Consider the following 15,681-nt stretch of genomic DNA (forward strand, 5'->3'; position numbering starts at 1 on the left):
TGGATGACGCCGCGGAGGCCGTGCCAGGCGGTGAATGCCGACCGGCATCGCGACCGGCTGGTGATAGCGACGGCCAGAAGCTGTTGCTCGACAGCGCACGCTCGGGGCCGATCATGACCGGCGCGGTCGCCAACGCCAGGCGCACGCCGAGCTTCAGGCCTTCCAGGCGCGCCCGGACATGTCCATCGAATCAGTCCGTCGGCGGCATGCCTCCGGAGCCAACACGCAGCGTCGGGTCCCGAGGTCGCCGCATCGGCAACGTCGGCGGTGAAGTAGGCAGCGGTCACCGATCCTGGTCGAGGCCGGTGCGGCGAGGGTGTGCCCGACACCACACCCGAGGGAGCACGCCATGTCGCACCACGAGCTGTACGTCCGCAGCGTGATGTCCGACCGCCTGCGCGAGGCCGCGCTGCACCGGCGCCGTAGCCGCGTCGCCGCGTCCCGTCCGCGCTCACGGCCGCTCCGCCGAGCGATCGCCTGGCGGCCGCGCATCGCCTGAGACGACGGCGCCGCCAGACCTGGGCGGCGTCGTGTCCTTCCCTGCGACCGCCGCCGGAACCTGCTGACCCGCGTCGATTGGAGTCAGATCGCTCCATCGGGATCCGCAAGCGTCACCCCCGTGATCTGCGACCACCGCCATTCCGGGGGCGCAGACCCACAGCGGCATGAGGTAGCCGAGTAGCAGCAGCACCGCCGGAGGAGCAACGCCGAGCAGCCTCACGGCCCGCCCACAGCCCGATGGGCGTCGTGCCGTCCAAATTTACGACCACGAGGTCACAGGTCCGCTTCACTTACGCCTCCCTTTCGATAGAAGCCGGACGCCCCTGCCCGTCCAATCCGGTCGACCTCGCCACACCGTCCGAGTGGCATATCGCCGACGGTCCGGTATGGTTACTCAGTAACTATTGCCGGAAGGGTCCATTCATGTCGGTCCGCAACGGCATGCTCGCACTGCTCGCAGAGGAACCCCGCCACTGCTACGCGCTGAAGGCGGACTTCGAGGACCGGACCGGCCACACGTGGGCGATCAACATCGGCCAGGTCTACTCGACCCTGGAACGCCTCGAGCGGGACGGCCTGGTGGCGCCCGGCGACGAGAGCGACCGCGGGGCTGGGCGCTCCTATGCGCTGACGGCGGCTGGGCGCGCGCAGCTCGAACGGTGGTTCTCCGAGCCCGTGCTCGTCGACCCGCCGCCCCGCGACGAGCTCGCAATCAAGCTGCTGCTGGCAGTCGGAGCCCCGGACGTCGATGCGGTCGGGATGATCCGGCGGCAGCGCACGGCGCTCATGGGCGTGCTCCAGCGCTACACGCGCCAGAAGGAATTGCTCGACGACGTGACCGAGCTGCCGGGCGTGTTGCTGCACGACGCGTTGATCCTCAACGTCGAGGCGCAGCTGCGGTGGCTCGACCTGTGCGAGGCGCGCCTGGCACGTCGCGGCACCCGCAGCGGGCTGTCAGACCGCGTGGGAGGGGAGACGACATGACCGACCTCAGCCGCCGGTCCGCGCCGATCGCGACAACCGATGATCGTGTGCTGCGTCTCGACGGCGTCAGCAAGACCTACACGCAAGGTGACCACCAGATCGCGGCGCTCGCACCGACCCACCTGTCCGTGCGCACCGGGTCGTTCGTCGCGGTGATGGGGCCGAGCGGGTCCGGCAAGACCACGATGCTCATGCTGATGGGCGGGCTGGCCGAGCCCACCACCGGCCACGTCCTCGTCGAGGGGCGCGACGTCGCCGCGCTTTCGCCGGCAGCGCGGCCGCAGCGACCGTGTTGTTGACCACACGCCGACCGCGACCGCGCTCGCGCGCCAAACGCTCGGCGCCGCCGATCTGGCCGCCTACGCGACCGACGGCGACACGGTGACGGCACCGGACGGTCTGCCGCCGTCGTCGGCGGTCGAGCCCGTGTGGCGGGGGCAGCTCACCGTTCATGGTCAACTCGTCGCCGCGACCGGCACCGACCTGGACGGGCTCGGTGCGGGCACGGTGGCGGTGACCGCCGGACGCGCACCGCGGCCGGGCGCCGACGAGATCGCGGTCACTGGACCGCTGGCCGCACGGGTCGGCTCGACGTTGGAGACCGGCGTCGGCGCACTCGAAGTGGTCGGCATCGTGCGCGCTCCGCTGGAGCTCGACCGGCAGGCCCTGTACATGGCGCCGGACCGGGCGCCGGCCGCCTCGGGTGTGCTCGTCGACCTGCCGTCCGGGACGGACACTCCGGCCGTGGCGCGCGCTCTGGAGCGGGCCGGCTGGGATGTCGAGCCGAGCGGACGTCGCCACCACGGACCCGAAGCGGTTGCTCCTGATCATGGTGCTCGGTGGCTTCGCCCTGCTGGTCGCCGGTCTCGTCGCCGGTGCAGCGTTCGCGGTGTCGGCACCGCGACGGTGTCACGAGCTCGCCCTGCTCGCCGCGGCCGGGGCCGCGGTCCGGCATCTGCGGTGGTCGGTGCTCGTGTCGGCGCTGGTGCCGGGTGCAGTCGGCGCGTTGGCGGGTGTCGCCGCCGGACTCGGCATCGCGGCCGCGACCCTGCCCTGGCTCGAGGGATGGATCAACCGCGCAGTCGACGGACTGGTGGTCGATCCGATCCTGCTGGCCGGCGCCGGGTCGGCGGGGGTCGTCACGGCGGTCGCGAGCTCATGGATGACGGCGCAGTCGGCGGGGCGGATCCCAGTCGACGCCGCGCTGTCGGGCCGCAGGCCACCCCGGACGTCCGGTCGGCGGCTGCTGGTCGGCGGCCTGCGCTCCGGCATCGTGGGTACGGTCGTGGTCGTCGCGACCGCTACGTCGGCAGCGACGAACGCCGCAACGGCGGATGAGGCCCTCACAGCCCTGGGCCTGCTGACGGGCACCGCCGGCCTGGTGGTCGGGCTCGGGGCGGTCAGTCCATGGCTGATCGACCGCCTGGCTGGCCCGCTCGGTCGCCGGCTCCCTGTGGGCGCCCGCTTGGCGGTGCGCGACGTCGCCCGGTTCCGGGCGCGGACCGGCCGATCGTCATGGCCATCGTCGCCGGGCTCGGCCTGTCCATCGCAGTCGGCGCGACGCAGCGCAGCATCGAGATCGGCCTCGCGCGCAGCTACGAGCCACTGCTCGCCGACGATCAGCTACTCGTCGACGGCGCGGCACCGCAGCCGTTGATCACTGAGCTGCGGGCGGAACTGCCGGTCGCGTCCGCGGCACCGTTCACCATCACCGGACCTGTCGACCAGGCACGGCCACGTGGCCTGCCGCAGGTGGTCTCGGTCGCCGACGCACGGCTGCTCGACGCACTGGACGTGCCGTCCTCCGCGGGTACGGCGCTGGAGGAGGGCCGTGTCCTCGTGCTGACCGACGACGACTCCGTCGGGGGGACGTCGAACAGCAGGCCGCTGCGCTCGCCCCCGACGGTGTCCAGAGGATCGCGGTGGATCTCGTGCCCGAGGCTGTGCCACCGATCGTGCTGTCGACTGAGACCTTCCACCGCAGCGGCGCGCGACCGGCTCGCGAGCTCACCCGGTGGCTGGCGCGCACGCGAGGATCGCTGTCACCTGTGCAGGTACGGTCCGCTGAGGCGACCGCCGGCCGTCTCGGGCAGCGCGTGACGGTGGAGACGGGTCCGCCGGCGATCGCCGGCGACGCGATCCGGACCGCCGCGATGGCGGGTGCGGCGGCATCGTCGCTGCTTGTCGTCGGCATCGGGCTCGCGCTGATCGCGGCCGAGACCCGGTCCGCGGACGAGACGCTGGTGGCGATCGGTGCGCCGCCCCGGGAACGCCGAGGACTCGCCGCGGCGCGGGCGGTCGTCCTCACGCTCGTCGGCGGCATGCTAGCTGTGCCGGCGGGCCTGCTTCCGATCTGGGCCTGGCCACGGCCGCGGAAGCGGGCAGTGCGACACACCTGGCGATTCCGTGGGACGCGGTCGTGTTCACCGTCGTGGCCGTGCCGGCTGTCGCTGCAGGGGCAGCCTGGCTGTGCACCCGGCCGTCCCGGTCGACGCTGGCCCACCGACCGGCCTGACGTCGCATGCCGCCTGTCACGCAACTCACCGTATCCAGATGCGTCGTCGCCATCAGGTCCCATGAGACGGGCCCACGTCATCGCCCGTACGACCCAGCGTGAGCGTGGGAGGGTGGACATCGCGCCAGCCGGAGCCGCATCGGCGTCGTGTTTGGTGTGCCACGGCGGCACACGGGAGCGACCTCGTGACCTGACCGACGACACGGATCAGGCATCGCTGGTCGGACGGCCGACAGGCGCGCGACCTGAAGGTGACCTGGGGGGCGCGGAGGTCCAGCCGGGCACGTAGGCGCCCGACGACGCAGGATCCGCCGGTCACCGACGAGAGCCGGCGATCCGCTGTCGGACGATCGTCCCGGCTGCGCCTCGTCGCCCGGCGTGGTCGTTCGTCAGCCAACGCGACGACGCGCCGCCCGCCTCGCCGCCCAATCCATGCCGGGCTCTCGACGAGCAGGCGCGACTGCGACTATCAACCCTCCGCGCCATGCCGCCCGCGCTTCTGGAGTCGAAGGCGCAGCTGGGGTTGGCCCGAGGCCTTATGGATGTGTCGATTCACGAACGCGAACCCGTAGGCGAACCCGTAGGCGTCGTAGAAGCGACGACCGATGGCGTTGGCCTCGAAGACGTCGAGCTCCAGATACGGACGCGAGTCACGGGCACGGTCCATGAGCGCACGGCCGATGCCGCGGCCCTGATGGTCCGGGTCGACGAAGATGGCACCGACGTCGTTGCCGATGAGCGACAGGAAGCCGACCACGCGGCCGTCGGACTCGTACACCAACGTCTCGGCCATCGGAAGCCACTGCTCGGCGATCTGCCGTTGCTCGGTCGCAAGGAACTCTTCGGGCAGAAACGCGTGCGCGATCAACGACGCGCGGTACCAGACGTCGAGCAGATCACCGAGATCCGCGGAGGTGTACGGACGTAACATGGACAGCCGTACCCCCTGCTCACCGTCCCGCACCTGCCACGACGACATGTGGCACGCCCCAGGTCAACCACCGAGCGGCGGCCACGTCGTGTCCACCCGATCATCGCAACGGCCTTGCTTACGGGTGCCCCACGTCCGTCGCCGACGGACACGCGCCGTGTGACCGACGCCGCGGCGTCGTGCCTGGGTCCGCGGCCCTACGAAGCTTCTCTCGCGATGGCGCGGTCACCGAACATCCACCAGGTAGCGCTCGCCATCGTGTTTTGCCATGACCACGGGAAATGAGATCGTGCGGCCCGTCCGCGCTGGCACCGACCGACGACCTCAAGTGTCACGGCCCGGGCGGGTGACAGCACACCCGCTGAGAACTGAACGGCCGAGATCCTTGACGCCAGTGGTCCGGCCGAGTTGAAAGGCTCGTGCATCGGAAACTCCTTGAATGGCGGCATCGTCGAGCTGCCGTCGCACGAAGCGTCACTCCCTACCCGTCGGGGCGTTCCGGGTCGTTCGGCCCGGCATCGGATCGCGTTGGTCTCCGAGCTGCGCGGCACCGGCATGCGGTCACGGGTGGTGATGGGTGTGACGCTGCCGTGGCCATGTGCACCGACTACGCCGACGTGCTCGCGACCGCGGACCGTCGTCCAGCGATGCGGTTGGGATCGCTGATCGTCTTGCCGGTCTCGGCTCGGCCTCACAGTGAGGACTCACTGTCCAGCTCGCCAGGCGCACGTGGACCCTAGAGGCCGCGGACCGCCCGGAGGGTGTCACGGCCCTGCTGGGGCCCTGCCGTTGGTAGGACTCGGGGGGTGTCCTGACAAGACAGTCATGCGCAAGAGACCGATGTCGGTGTCGTCGGCCGGGGTGACGCCGCCGGTCTGCCCGCAGCTGTCCGACGAGCTGCGGGTGGCGTCGACCGACATCGCCGCCGTCGCCCGCGAGGGGCTGTTGGTGATGTCGGTGACGGGCCTGCAGGTGATGGCCGAGCTGATGGACGACGAGCTCGCCGGCCCCGCGCACGTCCTCAAGGCCCTCTCGGCGCCGCCCTCGGCAACCCAGACGTGCGCGAACGTGTGCCGGCACTGGTGCGGGTGGACGTGTCCGATGCCGGCCTGGTCTGCGCGTCGTTCGAGCATCTGACCGATGCCCGACGGGTGTCATCGGTCCGCGGGATGCCGCCCGAGAGACTCGGTGTCGGCGTGGCCGTGGTGGCTTCGGGCGCAGGTAGCGGTCGAGCGCCATCCCGGTGCGCCCACCGAAGGGCGCGACCGTCCGCGGCCGCCCTTGCCCCTCACGTAGAGCACTCGAGGTTGAAGTCGACGGTCCAGGGTCAGCCTCGCGAGCTCCGACAACCGCCCGCCGGTGTCGAGCAGTGTCCGGATGATCGCGGTGTCCCCCCGAGCGACGAAGTACTTGCCCGTACACCCGTCGAGCAGTGCGCCGAGCTGGTCGTCGGTAAGCACCGGTACCGGCTGCTCAGGCACCTTCGGTGGCGCATCTTCGTCATCGGGGTGACGCCGAGCTCGCCGTCGTCCTCGAGCCAGCGGAAGAACTGCCGCAGTGACCGGTACCGTGCGGCGGCCGTCGCGGGCTTCCAGCACTCGAGCAAGGACGCCAGCCATGCTTCGATGTGGCGTCGCTCGATGACGCCGACTCGACCGGCAGGTCCTGGTCGTCGAGCCAGGCGTCGAACTGCAGTGCCGCCTCGGCGAAGCTCCTGGATCGTCCGAGGTGACCGGTTGCCGACGCGCAGATATCGTTCCACACGCGGACAAGCTCGCGGACACGGCCTACACTGCGTGACGACGCACGACGGGACATGCGCGGCAAGTTAGTCGCTGTAGTACCGGTGTGCTAGGGTCATCCACCTGTCCTGTGGATCCAAAACCGCAGGTCAGACCCACAAAACCAGCGCCCTTAGCTCAGTGGATTAGAGCATCTGACTACGGATCAGAAGGTCGGGGGTTCGAATCCCTCAGGGCGCGCTCCGCATCTGTGCTGGTCAGCGGCCTGCAGCGTCCTCGTCATCGCCTCCGTCGCGCGGCGGTGGGCGATCTCTGGACCCAATCCTGGACCCACTGGCGTCGCCGACGACGCGATCGACCGCGTCGGAGATGGCCTGCACGGCCTGGTCCATCATCCGTTCGCTGACGTGGGTGTAGATCTCCCGCGTCGTGCGGCTGTCAGCGTGCCCGAGCAGCTGTTGGGCGACCCGCTCGTGCACACCGCTCTCCGCGAGCGTCGTGCCATAGGTGTGACGCAGATGGTGGATGCCGCGGTGCTCGACGCCCGCACGTTCGGTGACGCGCCGCCACACGCGTGACAGGTTGCGCTGGTTGATCGGCCGCCCGTTGCGGGTAGTCAGGATCAGGTCGTTGTCGTCCCACACCGCCGCCTGCGCGCGTTGCTCCGACTGTCGCTGTAGGTGCTCGCGGAGTATCGCGACGGTGATGGGTGGCAGCGGCAGCCACCGGCGACCGCTTTCAGTCTTGACGTCTTTGAGCACCGGCGACAGCGGGTCGAGTTGGTGACGCAAGCACAGCAGCCCGGCGTCGAGGTCGACGTCGGACCAGCGTTGCCCGAGCACCTCCGACAGCCGCATGCCGGTGGCGTGCACCAGGAAGATCGCGACGCCGAGGTCCTCGTCGCGCGCCGCGTCGAGGATCGCGGCCTGCTCGGCGTGCGTGAACGGCCGCCGCTCCGTCGGCCGGTAGCTCGGGCCGCGCACGAGCTGGGCGACGTTGCGCGGCACCAGTCCCCACATCACGGCCTGGCCCAGTGCGATCCGTAGCACAGCGTGGGACAGCTGCACCGTCCTGCGTCCCTTGCCCGCCGCCAGCTCATCGTTGATGAACCGCTGAACGTGCATAGGTGTCAGCTTGGCCAGCTTGATGCGCCCGAGACCGGGGACGAGGTGGCGGCGAACAGTGAGCTCATAGCCCTGCTTCGTCTTGCTCGCCAGGTCGCCCGGTTCGACGATCTCGCGGATCCACGCGTCGAGGAACTGCTGGACGGTGGCGCGGCCGGCATCGGTCGACAGCCCGAGTTCACGCTCGCGCAGCCGCTGCTGCAGCTTGGCCCGCAACTCGGCCTTGGTCCTTGCCGAGACCTTCGCGCGGCGGCCGCGTTCGTCGCGCGGGAGCCGACCGACCCACAGCTGCACTGACGCGTCCCACGTGATCGACCCGTCGCCATCCGTCCGCCGCTTGGCCATCGTCAGTCGACGTCGTAGCCGGACGCGTCCGCGCGGAGATCGTCGACGAACGCGGCGAGCGCATCGCGCGGGATCCGGCGGCAGCGTCCGATCCGCACGGATCGGACCGCGCCGATCCGGAGCAGCTCGTACATCTTCGTCCTCCCCACGCCGATGATCTCCGCCGCTTCCTCCGCGGTGAACAGCAGCTTGTGCATCAACATCGCCCCCAAGTCGGCGTCCGTCGCGGCGAACGAGCCGGTCGCATCGCGCTCCGCGAAGGCGACTGGTGGCCCGCTCAGCCAGTGATGGGCGACGTGTAGCGGGGCGCCTGGCAAACACCTTGCACGACCGCTTGCGCGTCCGCTGGCTTCTCGGCGGCCACCTGTGGATATCCGTGCCAGCGATCTGCAAGTTCACCTCCGACGTCGGTTTCTCCGGTTTCTCCCTTGCAGAGACCTTGCGTGTCGGCTGGCAGCGGTCAGATCGCAGTGTTTCCACTGCCGGCCTCACTGACATTTCGCTGGCATTCGACCGGTACGGGGCCCGACGCGCTTCTCCGTATGGCCGGCCGTCGGGACGAAATTTCTTGGCCGCCGGTCCGGTGAGCGGTCGTCGGGGAGCGCGTCGAGGGTCTCGGTGGGCACGGATGGCCCGATCTGGACGCCCCGGAGGGACGTGCCAGCGAATTGCCAGTGGGTCTGCAAGCGAATCTGCAAGGACTTTGCAAGGACCGCGGGCTCATTGACTGCTCGGAGACGTGCGCGCCGGCGCGCGTCGAGCGAGCGGAGGCCACGCGATGCCCACCGACCCCCGAGACGCCGAGAGCCGAGCGCGACACGACCAGCAGCACCAGGCGCCCGGACGGGACGCGTGGTACCAGGGCAGCCGGGTGCGGCTGGATCTCAACGCCGAGGCCGCCGTGCAGCTGCGCGATGCCCTCGACCCGATCGTCCGCAGTGAACCGGCGGGCGCCGCGCTGGCTCGGTTGGATGTGCGGCTGCCCGACGGTCGTCCGTTGCGGTTGTCGGTCCGGCTGACCGACGCCGGCACGATCCGCGACCCGGACGGCACCTGCCGATCCTCCGAGGGTGTCGCCTACGTCGACGTCTCGGGCGACTTCGACACCCACGTCGCTGCCAGGCAGGTCATCGATGCAGCGACGAGTCCGTACCACGACGTTCCACGGTCCGAACAGGCCGCCGCCGAGCTCGACGCCGCACGTGTTGACCGGGCGCGCGGCGGCCGAGCGCCTACGGCCGCCGCGCTCGACAATCAGACGCGAAATGTCGTGCGCGCTCGCGCGCAACAAGCGGCCGACCACACCCGCACCCAGCGGATCGCCGACGTCGTCCGTCGCAGCCGAGATCTGGGGATCGGCTGGGACCAATGACGGACCGCCGCGCGCCCGCAGCAGTCGCCGGCGTGGCCTCGCGGGCCCCGATCCCATCGCTGCCGGACGGGCCGCTGGCATCGGCATTGCAGCGCAATGCAAGCGTGTGCTTCGGTCGTCGCCTCGCTGCTCCTCGGTGGACTGGGTGCTCCTCGTTGTGGCGGTGTGGGGCGGGTGGCTGCTGATGGTCGCGTCGGTGGCCGCGATCCGTGCGGGCGATTCTGGTGCGAGCGTCGCCTACTACGTCGATCAGGTCAGTCACGATCGGCACGACTACTACGCCGGCCATGGTGAGGCGCCGGGCGTGTGGCACGGCACCTTCGCGGAACATCTCGGCCTCTCGGGCCACGTGGCCGCGGAGGACTTCCGCGCCGTCCTCGAGGGTCACGACCCCAGCAGCGGCGAGCCGCTCAAGCCGCGGGCGAACCGGCGGGTCGCCGCGTGGGACGTCACGTTGTCCCCGCCGAAGTCGATCTCCGCACTGTGGGCCCTCGCACCCGTCGACACCCGACGCGAGGTGACGGAGGCGCAGGCCGCGGCGGTCGACGCCGCCATCGGCTACCTCACCTCCCACGCGTGCGTCGCTCGGCTCGGCCGCGACGGCGTCGACCGGCAGGACGGCGCCCAGCTGGGGTTCCTGCGCGCGGAGTTCACGCACCGCTGCTCCCGCGAAGGCGACCCCCAACTTCACACACATAGCGTTCTGGTCAACGTCCTCGAGGCGGCCGACGGCCGCCGCGCAGCACTGGACGGTGGGTTGCTATTTCAGCACGCCAAGGCCGCCGACGGCATCTATCAGGCTGCCCTCCGGGCCGACCTGACCCGCCGCCTCGGTGTCGACTGGGAGCGTCGTGACGAGCAGTGGCAAATCGCCGGCATCCCACCCGGCCTGTGTCGTGAGTGGTCCAAGCGGCGCAGCCAGATCACTGCGGCGCTCGCCGCCCGCGGCCTCGACCCCGACACCGCCTCCGGGCGCGCTGCCCAGACCGCGGCGCTCGCGACCCGCCACCGCAAGGTGCACGTCGGCGACGGTGAATCGCTGCACCATCGGTTCGCACGTGAAGCCGTCGCCGCTGGACTTGCGCCACACGCGGTCCTCGAGGCGGCGCTGCCATCACACCCGCAACACCACCGGCAACCTCGCGCGCAACCGATCGAGCGCAGCCCACGGCTGCTGGACGCGATGACCGGGCCAGACGGCGTGACCAAGCAGGCGTCGAGCTTCTCCCGCCGCGACGCGATTATCCACCTCTCCGCCCGCGCCGCGGTCCACGGCGCCAGTGCCGACAACGCCGCCGCTCGCATCGAGATCTTGGTCAATCGGCTGCTGCGCGACGACCGCGTCGTCCCCGTCCTCGCACCCGCCGCCCGCACCACCAACGACGTACTGCGCGTCCGCGACGCCACCGGGCGGATCATCCGCACGGTCGATCAATCCGAACGCCGCTACACCACCATCGACCTGCTCGCCGCCGAGACCGAACTCCTACAGCGCGCCACCGGCCGGCAGCACGCCGGCGTCGGACGCATCCCCGGCGGGATCGTCGACCGGGTGCTCGCCGCCCACCCTGGGTTGGACCTCGACCAGCAGGCCATGGTCCGCACGCTCGCCTCGTCCGGTGCGGGCGTGGATGTCGTCGTGGGCAAGGCCGGGACCGGCAAGTCGACGGCGCTCGGCGTCTACCGCGCCGCACTGGATGCCGCAGGCGTCCCCGTCGGCGGCGTCGCACCGTCTGCGACCGCCGCGCACCAACTCGCCATGTCCGCTGGCATCACCGACACGGCAACCGTCGACCGGTTGCTGGTCGAGCTCCGACACGGCCGCCGTGCCCTGCCGCGCGGCGTGGTCGTGGTGCTCGACGAGGCCGCGATGTGTCCCACCCGCACCCGCCTCGCACTCCAACGCGCCGTCGACGCTGTCAACGGCAAGATCGTCGACGTCGGCGACCACCGCCAAATCCCGTCGGTCGACGTCGGCGGCGGCCACTACGCCCTCGCCCAACGCCTCGGCGCCACCGTCCTCGGACAGAATCACCGGTTCCGCGACCCCGTGTACCGCGACGCCGCCGAGTTCCTCCGCGACCGCCAGCCCGCCGCCGCGGTCGAGGTCCTCCGCGCGCAGGGCGCGGTGTCCGATCACCACACACGACCGGTCGACGCGTGGACGGAAATGGTCGACGACTGGCTCACCCACCGCGACAACGGCCACAGCGTGCTGATGCTCGCCACCGAACGCGCCACCGTCGCCGAGCTCAACCGGCTCGCCCGAGTCCACCTCGTCGCCCGCGGTGAGGTCGCACGACGCGCACGCACCTACCGGGCGGTCGGTGACCGCCGGACGATTGCGCTCGGGGTCGGCGACGAGGTCATCCTGCGGCGCAACCACCAGCTCACCCAACCCGACGGCACCACGACCGCCGTGCGCAACGGCATGACCGGCCGCGTCACCGCCACCCGCCGCCGACACGTCACGGTCCAACTCGACGCCGCCCACCAGACTCTAGGAGGACCCACGAGTGTCGTGCTGCCGGATGGTTACGTCGGCGCGCACGTCGACTACGGCTACGCCCGCACCGTCGACACCGCCCAAGGCGCCACCGTCGATCACAGCCTGTTCGCGCCCTCAACGTCGGCCACGGCCGAGCGGGCGTACGTCGCGCTGTCCCGCGGGCGGCTGTCCAACCGCATCTACGCCACCCACGACCGCGCGTGGATTGACGCCCTCGGCCGACGCCGCAGGCACGCGCTCGCCGTTGACCAGCAGCCCGCCGTCGACCGCTCGCCGACGCACGTCACGCGACCTCCCACGCTCGCTCGCGATCACGACCGTCAACCGCCACTCGAGGTCGGCCTGTAGATCGCCGACGTGCCCGCGGAACGGTTGAGTTGAGATGATCTCCGCAAGAGCTGATGTATCCGGACCGGCTGCCCGATGCGGCGTCAGCCGTCGCCGACGGGCCGTACTCGGTTGTCGTGCCGTTTCAGGGCGCGCCTGTGAATCGCCAGCGTCCCGATGCTTCGAAGCCATCACGGCCTGCCCACCCTGTCGAACGCCATGCCAGCACAGTCAACGGCGCGATTGCGGTCAGCGGCCCGTACACGTCCACGTCGTACCGCCAGTCGTACTTCTCGTCGTACCGCCCCACCACCGCCGCGTCCGCCCCTCGACCGGTCACCCTCCCCTCGACGATGACGACGTCGGTGTCGCTGCCAAGATGCACGGTGACGAGCGGGTCGACGTCGAGCGAGCTTGCGACGATGGGGCTCCCGACGCTGAGATGCAGCACGTTGGCGTGCCACACGCCCCATACCGGCCGTGGATGCGGGTGGCCCGGCCCCCGGGCGATCACCCAGTAGGTTCCGGCGGCCTCAAGCTGGGCTTGCACCCACGACCATGCCAGCATGCGCGCACTGCTCGGCTGGCCGTACATCACGAGCTGTTCGCTGGTCGGTTCCACGACCTGGACGGTAGCGGATGACCGCGACCGCACGCCGACGGCCGGCGGCGATCACCGGGTGCCGGCGTGATCGGTCGAGCGGGTCATCGCCGGGCGAGTGGCTCGGTGGGTCCCGTGACGGTCACTGCGCTGGGGACCTTCGTCGCCGGATCAGGGCCGCCCATCCGATCAACCACAGGTTGCCTCCGACGATCCCTGACACGAAGGCGAGCCAGTCGGGGATGAGGGAGCCTCCGAGCGCAACGGTCAACGAGGCCGCGCCAGTCCACACCCCGACGGCCAGTCCAGCGAAGCCGAGCCAGCGATGCACCGAGGCGTCCAGCAACGTCGCTGCTGCCAGCAGGCTGACGGCCAGACCGTAGAGCATGATGACCCACATGAGCGCCAGGCCCACCATGGCGTCGGCCGTGACCTCGGCCACCTCGGCCAGCGTCGCTCGCGCCGCCAGGTCCGCCGCTGCGAAACGGTCGGCCATCGCGGGCAACCCGAACCCGTCCAACGAGAACTGCACCGCCAACACGCCGGCCCCGATGGTCGCCACGGTAGATGCCCATTGCGCCACGAGACGCGCCCGCGTGTCGTCAAACAGCGCGGAGGAGCTTCGCAGCCCCACGGTCCACAGCACCACTCCGATGATCGAACCGAAGTGGACCAGCGCATAGCTGGGGCGGTCCGCGACGAAGCGCAACGCCGCCGCGCCCGACCCTTCGGGAAGGTCCCCGTGGGCTGCGCCCATCGCCAGCGCGAGTGCGGCGCCACCGATGATCAGCGCGGAGCTGGCGTGGACCGTGTGCCGCAGGTCTCGTGCACGGGCGGTCATGGGCCTCCCCCGCTGCGTCGGGTCACTGTGCGCGGCGACAGCAGTGTCGCCAGCGCGTCGAGCACATCAGCAGCCGACGCGGGACGCAGACGGATGCCCTTGACGGTGGCGATCACGAGCTCGGTCAGGACGCCCGGGTCGCCGTGGACCTCAACCGAGGTCAGCAGTTGCGTGAGTGCCTGCCGCCACCCGTCCTCGACTGCCTTGACAGCCGCCGCGATGGCGGGGTCTCGTCGGGCTCGCAGGTCGATCTCGGCCAGGACGACGAACAGGTCCGGCTGCGAGCGCATCATCGCGGCCAGGGTCGCGAGATGGCCGCGGAGCCGCTCACCGGGCGCGCCATCGTGCGGGATCGTGCTGCGCAGCGGGTCTGTCGCGAACGTTACTACAGCGGAGATGAGATCCTGCTTGGTGGCGAAATGGTGATGCAGTGACGAGTGGTCGATGCCAGCGTCGGCCGCGACCGCTCGCAACCGCAGCCCCTCGAAGCCGTCGCGGGCGATGACATCGAATGCGGCCTGGACGAGCGCCGAACGCCGGTCACCGCGGACCAGATCAGCCATGCGACCCACACTACCCCACCAACCAACCACTTGGTTGCCGACACGGCGGCAAGCGTCGCAGTACCCGGGATGCGTGATGCTTGCCGGCCTGGGCGACTCCGGCATCTACGCATGATGCGCCTCGATGCAGGGGCAGGCCCCAGTACACGGAGAGGTCACTCGTTCCCTTACCGTTACTTACTGCCTTCGGAAAGGGCAACGCCACCTACTTCAGTACGCTAGCGGTATCGCTCTCTTCGGAACCATATTACTCTTCCTTGTTGTAGATGACGGGCATCTGGCCCTGCCATTCCTGCCAGATGTCGTTGTCAGTAATCAGATCTGCCATGAAGTGGCCGACATTGATTCGGCTGGTCTTCCCTGCATCAAAGATCGCACTCCTCGTGGGCGACGGATGTATTTCATACTCAGAGACGGCGCTCTCATCGATCAAGCTATCTGGTCGAACTGCTGCCCACTCGATCAGTTCATTGCCTTGGCCGATCTTGCTGCGCAGATGATCTGCAGCTTGCTCATTGTCTGCGTGCGGTGGCAAGACCAGACGTAGGAGTCCAACAATCAATTTCTGGAATAGGGAGATTGGTTCATTGAGGTCGCGATTGCGGTTGCCGGTGGTATTCATAAGCACAAACTTGGTTGACCCTTTCGGTCCGTTCGCCTTAATGGCAGTACACAATCGGCGCGTTGCGTCGGTGACGAGTCGGCGCGGTTGGCCATACATTCCCTTGAAGTTCGTATTGTGGCCGAGACATGACGCCACCGCATCGCAGCCTTTCACGTGCTTGGCCAGCTCGGCATCACTCAGATCTAGGAGGCTGGCCTGAACTACAGACAAGTTGTCGTGAGTCCTGAGTGCTTCGGGCAAGCTATCCGGTGAGCGCACGATCACTTTGACGACGTGTCCGCGTTGCAGCAATTGTTCGACGAGCAACTGGCCAGTCGCGCCGCTTGCACCGACGACGAGTATGTTCATCTCTTCTCCCTTGCATCTTTCGTCGAATCATGGGGCAGAGCCCGAACGCGACCGCTCAGGGTCTCCTGCACCGAGCCTCGTCGGACCCATGGTGGCGAGTCGCTGTCGACCGAGGAGAAATGTTCGTCCATGTTCCGGAGTCTCGCAGCCAGGTCCTCGTCGCGCGAGGGGCTGACTCCCCCGGACCGAGCAGGCACGTGCGCTCCGAGATGGCACAGCTCGGCTCGGCGGCAAAACAGATGTTCCGCCGCCCCGCGCGCTGTGCTGGCGGGTGTCCAGCAATCCGGCAATCCAGTGCGGCGGACAATGTGCGTATCAGAGATTCCGTGCGGTTGGCGGCTACTCGGGGTCCG

Annotated in this window: 14 protein-coding genes and 1 tRNA gene; 8 read left to right on the forward strand and 7 right to left on the reverse strand. The window is 69.6% G+C overall.

Going from position 1 to position 15,681, the window contains the following annotated elements; all coding sequences use genetic code 11:
- Positions 1-349 precede the first annotated feature (349 nt).
- The 4 genes from VK923_02515 to VK923_02530 all read left to right on the forward strand — a co-directional run bounded on the left by VK923_02515 (position 350) and on the right by VK923_02530 (position 3,142).
- On the forward strand, positions 350-499 hold the full coding sequence (locus tag VK923_02515; protein HSJ43539.1) for a hypothetical protein: 150 nt from the start codon (positions 350-352) through the stop codon (positions 497-499).
- A gap of 425 nt (positions 500-924) precedes the next feature.
- Positions 925-1,485, forward strand: coding sequence for a PadR family transcriptional regulator (locus tag VK923_02520; GenBank protein ID HSJ43540.1), 561 nt, complete (start codon positions 925-927; stop codon positions 1,483-1,485).
- Positions 1,482-1,784 carry an ATP-binding cassette domain-containing protein gene (locus VK923_02525; protein ID HSJ43541.1) on the forward strand — a complete coding sequence of 101 codons (303 nt, stop codon included), beginning with the start codon at positions 1,482-1,484 and terminating at the stop codon, positions 1,782-1,784. The genes VK923_02520 and VK923_02525 overlap by 4 nt, the downstream gene beginning before the upstream one ends.
- 476 nt (positions 1,785-2,260) lie before the next feature.
- A complete protein-coding gene (locus VK923_02530) occupies positions 2,261-3,142 on the forward strand; it encodes an FtsX-like permease family protein (protein HSJ43542.1) in 882 nt (293 codons plus the stop codon).
- A gap of 1,327 nt (positions 3,143-4,469) precedes the next feature.
- Here the strand turns inward: VK923_02530 and VK923_02535 are convergent.
- Positions 4,470-4,979, reverse strand: coding sequence for a GNAT family N-acetyltransferase (locus VK923_02535; GenBank protein HSJ43543.1), 510 nt, complete (start codon positions 4,977-4,979; stop codon positions 4,470-4,472).
- Between the two features lie 777 nt (positions 4,980-5,756).
- On the opposite strand from VK923_02535, the gene VK923_02540 reads away from it, so the two are divergent.
- Together VK923_02540 and VK923_02545 are read left to right on the forward strand one after the other, a co-directional pair.
- On the forward strand, positions 5,757-6,068 hold the full coding sequence (locus tag VK923_02540) for a hypothetical protein (GenBank protein ID HSJ43544.1): 312 nt from the start codon (positions 5,757-5,759) through the stop codon (positions 6,066-6,068).
- A 771-nt stretch (positions 6,069-6,839) separates the two neighbouring features.
- Positions 6,840-6,913 (forward strand) — tRNA-Arg (locus tag VK923_02545).
- Positions 6,914-6,930: 17 nt separating this feature from the next.
- Here VK923_02545 and VK923_02550 read toward each other — a convergent pair.
- Both VK923_02550 and VK923_02555 read right to left on the reverse strand, forming a co-directional pair.
- The gene (locus VK923_02550) at positions 6,931-8,142 is read right to left on the reverse strand and encodes a tyrosine-type recombinase/integrase (protein HSJ43545.1); all 1,212 of its coding nucleotides are present in this window, start codon (positions 8,140-8,142) and stop codon (positions 6,931-6,933) included.
- 2 nt (positions 8,143-8,144) lie between these two features.
- On the reverse strand, positions 8,145-8,345 hold the full coding sequence (locus tag VK923_02555; protein HSJ43546.1) for a helix-turn-helix domain-containing protein: 201 nt from the start codon (positions 8,343-8,345) through the stop codon (positions 8,145-8,147).
- A gap of 575 nt (positions 8,346-8,920) precedes the next feature.
- On the opposite strand from VK923_02555, the gene VK923_02560 reads away from it, so the two are divergent.
- A complete protein-coding gene (locus VK923_02560; protein ID HSJ43547.1) occupies positions 8,921-9,514 on the forward strand; it encodes a hypothetical protein in 594 nt (197 codons plus the stop codon).
- A 145-nt stretch (positions 9,515-9,659) separates the two neighbouring features.
- Positions 9,660-12,371: a MobF family relaxase gene (gene mobF, locus VK923_02565; GenBank protein ID HSJ43548.1), complete on the forward strand. Its 2,712-nt coding sequence runs from the start codon at positions 9,660-9,662 to the stop codon at positions 12,369-12,371.
- A 124-nt stretch (positions 12,372-12,495) separates the two neighbouring features.
- Here the strand turns inward: mobF and VK923_02570 are convergent, their stop codons facing one another.
- The 4 genes from VK923_02570 to VK923_02585 form a co-directional block, all read right to left on the reverse strand.
- A complete protein-coding gene (locus VK923_02570) occupies positions 12,496-12,972 on the reverse strand; it encodes a hypothetical protein (protein ID HSJ43549.1) in 477 nt (158 codons plus the stop codon).
- A gap of 121 nt (positions 12,973-13,093) precedes the next feature.
- Complete coding sequence (locus tag VK923_02575; GenBank protein ID HSJ43550.1) at positions 13,094-13,792, reverse strand: hypothetical protein; 699 nt, start codon at positions 13,790-13,792, stop codon at positions 13,094-13,096.
- Positions 13,789-14,355: a TetR family transcriptional regulator gene (locus VK923_02580; protein HSJ43551.1), complete on the reverse strand. Its 567-nt coding sequence runs from the start codon at positions 14,353-14,355 to the stop codon at positions 13,789-13,791. Before VK923_02580 ends, VK923_02575 begins: the two co-directional genes overlap by 4 nt.
- 247 nt (positions 14,356-14,602) lie before the next feature.
- Positions 14,603-15,328 (reverse strand): NAD(P)H-binding protein, encoded by a 726-nt coding sequence (locus tag VK923_02585; GenBank protein HSJ43552.1) that lies wholly within the window; start codon positions 15,326-15,328, stop codon positions 14,603-14,605.
- Positions 15,329-15,681 lie beyond the last annotated feature (353 nt).

Source organism: Euzebyales bacterium, assembly GCA_035461305.1.
Lineage (GTDB): Bacteria > Actinomycetota > Nitriliruptoria > Euzebyales > JAHELV01 > JAHELV01.